The 7,278-nt window shown below is 65.0% G+C and carries 9 protein-coding genes and 2 pseudogenes; 5 read left to right on the top strand and 6 right to left on the bottom strand.

Annotation, left to right across the window (positions count from 1 at the left end; all coding sequences use genetic code 11):
* Positions 1–69 precede the first annotated feature (69 nt).
* On the top strand, positions 70–384 hold the full coding sequence (locus AC27KI_RS16270) for an oxidoreductase-like domain-containing protein (protein ID WP_487114748.1): 315 nt from the start codon (positions 70–72) through the stop codon (positions 382–384).
* Between the two features lie 43 nt (positions 385–427).
* On the opposite strand, the gene AC27KI_RS16265 is transcribed toward AC27KI_RS16270, so the two are convergent.
* Both AC27KI_RS16265 and AC27KI_RS16260 read right to left on the bottom strand, forming a co-directional pair.
* Positions 428–823: a LysR substrate-binding domain-containing protein gene (locus AC27KI_RS16265; protein ID WP_487114750.1), complete on the bottom strand. Its 396-nt coding sequence runs from the start codon at positions 821–823 to the stop codon at positions 428–430.
* Between the two features lie 94 nt (positions 824–917).
* Positions 918–1,307: pseudogene (locus tag AC27KI_RS16260) on the bottom strand (LysR family transcriptional regulator); the annotation flags it as partial.
* Between the two features lie 152 nt (positions 1,308–1,459).
* On the opposite strand from AC27KI_RS16260, the gene AC27KI_RS16255 reads away from it, so the two are divergent.
* Complete coding sequence (locus tag AC27KI_RS16255) at positions 1,460–2,371, top strand: NADP-dependent oxidoreductase (protein WP_487114746.1); 912 nt, start codon at positions 1,460–1,462, stop codon at positions 2,369–2,371.
* Positions 2,372–2,504: 133 nt separating this feature from the next.
* Positions 2,505–3,284, top strand: coding sequence for an SDR family oxidoreductase (locus AC27KI_RS16250; RefSeq protein ID WP_487114744.1), 780 nt, complete (start codon positions 2,505–2,507; stop codon positions 3,282–3,284).
* A 65-nt stretch (positions 3,285–3,349) separates the two neighbouring features.
* On the opposite strand, the gene AC27KI_RS16245 is transcribed toward AC27KI_RS16250, so the two are convergent.
* The 3 genes from AC27KI_RS16245 to AC27KI_RS16235 all read right to left on the bottom strand — a co-directional run bounded on the left by AC27KI_RS16245 (position 3,350) and on the right by AC27KI_RS16235 (position 5,040).
* Positions 3,350–3,817 carry a DUF6678 family protein gene (locus AC27KI_RS16245; RefSeq protein WP_487114742.1) on the bottom strand — a complete coding sequence of 156 codons (468 nt, stop codon included), beginning with the start codon at positions 3,815–3,817 and terminating at the stop codon, positions 3,350–3,352.
* A 92-nt stretch (positions 3,818–3,909) separates the two neighbouring features.
* A complete protein-coding gene (locus AC27KI_RS16240) occupies positions 3,910–4,482 on the bottom strand; it encodes a DUF4256 domain-containing protein (RefSeq protein WP_487114740.1) in 573 nt (190 codons plus the stop codon).
* Positions 4,483–4,557: 75 nt separating this feature from the next.
* On the bottom strand, positions 4,558–5,040 hold the full coding sequence (locus AC27KI_RS16235; RefSeq protein ID WP_487089927.1) for a GreA/GreB family elongation factor: 483 nt from the start codon (positions 5,038–5,040) through the stop codon (positions 4,558–4,560).
* Between the two features lie 226 nt (positions 5,041–5,266).
* Between AC27KI_RS16235 and AC27KI_RS16230 the strand changes: the two genes are divergently transcribed.
* A complete protein-coding gene (locus tag AC27KI_RS16230; protein WP_487089928.1) occupies positions 5,267–5,839 on the top strand; it encodes a DUF3885 domain-containing protein in 573 nt (190 codons plus the stop codon).
* A gap of 79 nt (positions 5,840–5,918) precedes the next feature.
* Here the strand turns inward: AC27KI_RS16230 and AC27KI_RS16225 are convergent, their stop codons facing one another.
* Complete coding sequence (locus tag AC27KI_RS16225; protein ID WP_487114738.1) at positions 5,919–6,842, bottom strand: LysR family transcriptional regulator; 924 nt, start codon at positions 6,840–6,842, stop codon at positions 5,919–5,921.
* A gap of 222 nt (positions 6,843–7,064) precedes the next feature.
* Here AC27KI_RS16225 and AC27KI_RS16220 point away from each other — a divergent pair.
* Positions 7,065–7,278 (top strand): annotated as a pseudogene (locus tag AC27KI_RS16220) (aldehyde dehydrogenase family protein); the annotation flags it as partial.

Genomic DNA, 7,278 nt, shown 5'->3' with positions numbered 1-7,278 from the left:
GCTACCTGGTGGGCTGGTTCGCCCTGGTGCTGGGCGGCGCGTTCCTCGTGCGCTACGCCATGCGCCGCTATGGGGGCCGCCGCCGCTACTGAGAGCGCGGGACGATGCGATGACCGAAGTCGCCACCGACCTGGCCCGCGCACGCGCTGGGTTCGCCGCGCTGCAGGCCCGCGCGCAATCCATGCGGTGGCGCTGCGCCCGCCCCCGGCCGAACCCACCACCTGCTGCGGCCGCGGCTGCAACGGCTGCGTGTGGGAGGGCTTTTACGCCGCCGCCGAGTGGTGGCGGCAGGATGCGCTGGAGGCGTTGCAGGCCGCAGCCTCTGCCGTCGCCCCCTCCGGGCCGACGGCGCGGCCATCCGGCCGCAGCGCCAACGATTTTTAGCTTCAGCGCCCGATGGCCTTGAGCGCTTTCGCGCATGCCCACCTCAGGCGAAATGATCGCAGAGGAAATCCACGAAGGCGGTGACCTTGGGGCTCACGAGCCGGCGTGATGCGTGCAGCACCCAGCCTTCGGGTTCCGCCCCCTGCACCACGCCCCATTCGACGATGCGCCCGGCGGCCAGGTCCGGCGCCACGGCGGTCCGGGGCACCAGGGCCGGGCCTGCGCCCGCAAGCACCGCGTTCCGGATGAGCAGCGGGGTCGAGTAGCGCAACAGGGGCTTGGGCAGGTACGTGCGCACGCTGCCGGCCGGGTCGACCACCGTCCAGGCCCCCGCCACGGTGCGGCCCGTGCGCATGACCGCCGGGAGTTCGATGCCGCCACCGGGTGCTGCGGCATTCGCTGGCGGCAGGGGCCAGTCCGGCGGCGCGACCAGCAGCAACTGGTCGCGCAAAAAAGCAGCGGCCGACCAGCGTGTCGTCCGGCCGCGGATTGAAGCGCACGACGATGTCGTAACCGTCGCCCACCAGATCGACGAGGCGGTCTTCCGCCGTGACCTCCAGCCGCACCTCGGGGTGCGCGCGCAGAAACGCCGCGCCCAGTTGTCCCATCGCCACGTGCGCGAACAGCAACGGTGTGCTGACGCGCAGCACGCCGCGCGGCCGGCCGATGCCGGACTTCAGCTCATCGACCACCTGCGTGATCTCGCCGAAAGGATCGGCCGTGCGCGAATGCAAGAGGGCGCCCTCCGGCGTCAACTGCAATTTGCGGGTGCCCCGCTCGACGAGGCGCACGCCCAGGGCGTCCTCCAGCGCCCGCACCCGGCGGGACAGTGTGGCCTTCGGCACGCCGCTGGCGCGGCTGGCGCTGCCAAACCCGCCGTGGGTCGCCACCCGGTTGAAATCGGCCAGTGCCGTGATGTCCATGCTTTGTTCCATTGATGAGACGCCATGTCCAGATTTCTCGGACTATGCACCATTCATGAGCCACTGAACAATCACGGCGTGGGCAAGCAGTGGCCACCAACCGGCCCGCTTCACTGCCCGCTCCCTCCACCCCATCAGCAAGGAATGCCCCCATGAAAGCAGTACGGTTTCACCAATACGGTGGTCCAGAGGTTCTGGCCATCGAAGACATCGCGAAGCCCGCGCCCGGCCCCGGCCAGGTGCGCATCGCGGTCAAAGCCGCAGGCGTCAATCCGATCGACTGGAAACTGCGGGCCGGCTACATGCACGCGATGATGCCCATCGCCATGCCCGCCGGCAGCGGGTTCGACGCGGCAGGCATCGTCGATGCCGTGGGCGAAGGCGTGTCCGGCGTGGCCGTGGGCGATGCGGTCTTCGGCAAGGGCATCGACACGATGGCCGAATACGCCGTCCTGCAGGAATGGGCCGCGAAGCCCCAGGGGCTGTCTTTCGAAGAAGCCGCAGGCTACCCGGTCGCGGTCGAAACGGCCACGCGCATCATTGCCGAAGTGGGTGTGAAGCCGGGCGAGACGCTCCTGGTCAGCGGCGCCGCCGGGGGCGTGGGATCGGCCGTGATCCAGCTGGCCAAAGCCGCCGGCATCCGCACGATCGGCACCGCCAGCGCCGCCAAGCACGACTACCTGCGCTCGCTGGGCGCCACTCCGACGACCTACGGACCCGGGCTGGCCGATCGCGTGGCCGCCCTGGCGCCGCAAGGCGTGCAAGCCGCACTCGACATTGCCGGCTCCGGCGTCATTCCGGAACTGGTGGCGATCACCGGCAACGCATTGAAAGTGCTGTCGATCTCCGACCTGTCGGCCCCGCAGCACGGCGCCAAAACCTCGTTCGAACCCATGGACGCGGCCCTGGCCAGCAAGGCGCTGGCGGGTGCGGCATCGCTGTTCAACGCCGGCGCATTCACCTTGCCGGTCGAACAGACCTTTCCGCTGGACCGCATCGCCGACGCGCATGAACTCAGCGCCCAAGGCCACGTGACCGGACGGCTCGTCATCACCATGCACTGACGGATCGCAGGCCGGGCCCTCACGGCCTGGCCTCATTCAACCCATCGATTCCCCAGCGGCGCCTGGAAGGCTGCGTGCGGAATCCAACGACCGTCAATCTCCACCTTCAACCGTCAGGCAACAAGGCCACACCATGGACATCAGCAACAACACCGTCCTGATCACCGGCGGTTCGTCCGGCATCGGGCTGGAACTGGCGAAGCAGCTTCTGCACCTCGGCAACACCGTGATCGTCACCGGCCGCAACCCCGCCAAGCTGGCGGCCGTGAGCCGCTCGCTCCCCGGCATCCACACCCGGGTTTGCGACGTGGCCGATCCCGCGTCCATCCGCGCGATGCACCAGACGCTGCCCCAGGAGTTTCCGGCACTGAACGTCGTCATCCACTGCGCCGGCATCATGCGAAAGATCAATCTCCAGAGCCCCACGGACGATCTGCAAGGCCTGACCCAGGAGGTCGAAACGAATCTGAAAGGCACCCTCTGGGTCAACCAGGTGTTCCTGCCCCACCTGAAAAAGCAGCCACGCGCGGCGATCGTCAACGTGTCTTCGGGATTGGCTTTCGTGCCCATGGCCATCGCGCCCATCTACTGCGCGACCAAGGCGGGCCTGCATGCCTATACGCGGTCGCTGCGACTGCAGCTCAAACGCACCCGCGTGCAGGTCTTCGAGCTGGCGCCACCGGGCACGGATACCTCGCTGTTCTCGGGCGATTTCACCAAGGAAGATGTGGGCGGCGTCACCCCGATGCCGGTCGAAACCCTGGTGAAGCATGCCTTGGCCGGGCTGCGGAAAGACAGGCTCGAGATTCGGCCGGGGTTGAGCAACGTCTTGAAGATCGCATCGCGCATCGCACCGAATTTCATGTTCGCGCAGCTGGGCAAGTCGGTCGATTTGATGATGCGGGACCACTGAGCCGGGCGAGCGATCTTTGCCGCAATGTGTGCAACGACGCGGCCAGGGGCTTTCCCGTCCACCCGTCAGACAGCGTTCGACTTAGGCCATGGACCGCCGCCCCTCTCACGCCAATCTGGCTGGGGCCCAGGCCGGGTATAGCCCCACACCCGAATGACTCCCGCCTCCACGGAATAGGGAATGCCGTGGCGCTTGAGGACCTCTTGCAGCCAGTGTGCCGAGGCCGCTTGAAGCTCGATCCACTCCCACTCCGCGACCGGATGAAGGTGGTAATAGAACTCGCCGTCCCATGCAGTACAGAACCCCGGTGGTGCGAAAACGCTGCGGCCCCGGAACTGGGGATGCTGCTCGACCGGTGCCGCGAGCATCTCGGCACGCAGCTCCGCCCATTTGGTGTGATTGAGCGCCGGATACAGCTCCCCGCGCTGGGCCATGGCTGACAAGCGCTTCATGTCTTCATCGGTTGGGCGAGGCATTGCCCTGCTATCGCAATTGCGCAGACGGGTCACATGGCCCTCCGAAATTTCCATCATTCAGTCCAATCGCAGGCAACGATGGACGCCACGATAACGACGCCTGCAGCAGGTCCGGGTTTCTATCGCTGCGCGCCAACTCAAAGGCTGCCTCACACGCTCACCGAGCCCCTGAACCCTCGCGCAGCATAGTAAGACTCGGCACCGTTGTGGTACACGAAGACCCTGCCGTAGCGCCTGTCGCAAAACAGCGCGCCGCCGAGTTGTCTGATTTCCGGCGGCGTGGCGACCCAGCTCGACGTTTTGCGGTCGAACTCCCCGAACTGCTGAAGCGTCCGGTATTGGTCCTCCGTCAGCAGCGAGATGCCCATGGCAGCGGCCACGCCCTCCGCGTTGCTCTCTGGCTTGTTCTGCTTGCGGGCATTCCATGCCGCTGCGTCATAGCAGAGGCTTCTGCGACCCTGGGGGCTTTCAGCGGCGCAGTCGCAGAAAACGCAGGCGCCAGTGGCATCCGCTGTTCCGATGACATCGGGTTCGCCTCCTGTGGCCTCCATGGCGTGGAGCGCCTTCAGCTTTTCGGGGTTGCTTTGCAAACGCGCATGGACGTGGGCCCAATCGACACCCGGGTGCCTGTGAGTGTTCTGTTGGAACCGCTGCTGCAATGCTTCAAGGATGAGGTCGCCCTGGCCTGTTTTCACGTCGCTCCACTCCTGTTTGAACATCATTTTTACCAGCGGATGCGTGCATGAGGTCTGAGTGTCCGCTGACCTCGTGTTGATTCTGCTTGACCTTGCAACGGCTCAGTGCACCCGCAGCACCTCAAACTGCTGCCGGCTCGGAGCGACCTGTATCGACACTTCATCCCCCTCGCATTTACCCAGCATGGCCCTGCCCAAAGGGGCTTCGCAACTGATGACCTGAACGATCTGACCGCCGCTGACCAACTTCATGCTGCCTCCATCCGGGCCGAGAAAAATCTGCTGCTCCTTGTCGTCGGAATCGACCAGGCAGACCAGCGCGCCGAGCTGTATGCCTTTGCTGGCGTCGTAGGGGCGCGGACAGAATTGGCGCCAATGGGCCAGCGCCTGGCGGATGGCTTCGGCGCGCCGAGCCTGGCCGGTCGCCAGATAGGCGGCTTCGAGCCCCAAGGTGTCGTATTTGTTCTCGGCGATGTTTTCTTCGTGGGTCGCCGTTTCATGGGCCGCCCGCATTGCCTGCTCGGCTTGCAGCAGGTCTTCTGCAAGCTGTTCCAACACCTGCTGCTGCAGCAAAAATTTATCCATGATCAAAGTGAGGCATGTCGAACGAGCGGTGGGCAGGTCTTGATTGTGAAGGGCTCCAACAGCCTTCGAAGGCTCCCGTTGGCCGCGGGGTTAACTTCAGCGATGGGAGCGATGCCGCAACTCAATCGGCTAAGCCATTGGCAGAATTGACCAATCACCCGACGCTTGGCATTGGCCTCACCCAGGGGGCTCCATCAATAAAAGACGCTCGGATAGAGTGACGGATATGCGCCCTGATCCCCTTGCCTGGTGGCATTCTGAGTTCGGCGAGATTGCGCCTCGCGGGCATCTTCTGCGTCGCGCGCTCAGCGCGCAATGGGTGCGGTTTCACTCACTCCCTGAATCGAAGCGGTACGCTGGGTCGCTGGACGAATACGCCGAAATTGAACATCGACATTGTCTCGTCGCATCAGCGCTCTTCAGCGCCAACGAGCCTTTGTACGTCTTTCGCGCGCTTGGCGAGGAAGCCAGGCTGCGTGGAAAGGCCAAGCATCAGCTTGCCGGGCGCCAATTCAGAGAGGCCGTTGCTGTGATGCAGCCCGAAAGTCTTGGGCAGGACGAAGAGGATCGAATGTATGTCCGGGCTTTGGTTTCCCACTGGAAACCCGATTTTTTCAAAGCTGCGATTCGCCTACTCGCAGACTGGAAAGTGGTGGGCATCACGTTTGTTTCTCCGGCGACAAAAAACATTTTCTGTCCCTACGACGGTGGGATGGACGTCTTCACGCACTCCATCGCACCCGAAGAGCTTCGCGCCCGCTTTACGGATTGGCTATCGCCCCGTCCGGACGGTCTGTGAACGACGGCTTGGGCCCAAAGCGAACCTCCGTCTCAACCGAAATTGGCCATACGTGACAGACCTTGAAACCGCGAATCATTCAGGCCAATCTAACTTTTCGCGTTAACTCCCCACTCTCCCCCACCACCCAATCTCTGAACGCCTTCACCAACGGCGCCTCCGCCCGCGCCTCCGGATACACCAGGTAATACGCATCGCCGCTGGTCAGCACCGTATCCGACAGCTCCACCAGGCTCCCCGCCGCCAGTTCCGGCTCGATCAAGAACCGCGGCAGCAGCGCCGCCCCCAGCCCCGACACCGCCGCCTGCGCAATCATGGCGAACTGCTCGTGCCGTGGCCCGCGCAGCGCCAGGCTGGTCGGCTCGCCCACCAATTCGAACCATTCCGACCACTGCGTGGGCCGCGTGCTCTGCTGCAGCAGCACCACGCGCGCCAAGTCTTGCGGGGTGTGGATGCCGTGCTGGCTTTGGTAGCCCGGGCTGCACACCGGCACCACTTCTTCGTGCATGAGGTATTCGCACACCGCCCCGGCCCAGTGGGGCGTGCCGAAGTGGATGGCGGCGTCGAACGGGGTGCCCGCAAAGTCGAACGGCTCGGAACGCGCCGCGAAATTGACCGTCACCTCCGGATGCAGCGCCATGAAGCCGCCCAGGCGCGGGATGAGCCAGCGGGTGCCCAGGGTGGGCAGCACGGCCAGGTTGAGCAGGCCGTCGGTGCTGCTGAAGGCCATGGCTTTCTGCGTGATGGCCGACAGCTGCTGCAGCACGCCCTGCAGATCGGCGGCGTAGACGCGGCCGGCGTCGGTGAGCACTACGCGCTGGCGCACGCGGTGGAACAGGGCGGTGCCCAACTGCGCCTCCAGTTGGCGGATCTGGCGCGAGACGACGCTCTGGGTCAGGTGCAGTTCTTCGGCCGCGCGCGACACGCTGTGGTGGCGGGCGGCGGCTTCGAAGGCCAGCAGGTCGGCCATGGAGGGGAGAAAGGCGCGGCGCAGCAAGGTCATGCTCCAAGGGAATGACTCTGCGCAAGGCATTGCCGGCCAGCGCAGATTCGACTAGGGCAAGGGTTTTTACCAACCCGTGACTTGATTCCATCTTGACATCAAGTCGTTCCGTTATTTTGCTATGCAGGCGGGCGCGATTGGGGGATATTGGCGCACGCTTTCTTGCTTCTTTTCCTCGTCGCGTTTTACCGTTCCTGTTTTTTGACTGCGAGCACCACCGCCATGTCTGCCAACGTCGCCAACCCTTCCTCACCCGCCACGCCCGCCTCTGCCGTCTCGGCGGAGGTGGATCAATTGCTGAAACGCCTGGGCGTGCCGCGCTCGGCCTACACGGGCGGCAGCCTGCCGGTGCGCTCGCCCATCACGGGCGAGGCGATCGGCGCGGTGCCGCAGCACAGCGCGGCCGAGGCCACCGCGGCCATCGGGCGGGCGCATG

The sequence above is a fragment of the Acidovorax sp. KPB24-03 genome (genome assembly GCF_057546605.1).
The sequence above is the reverse complement of the archived record's forward strand: the minus strand, read 5'-3'. Positions and strand labels throughout refer to the sequence as shown.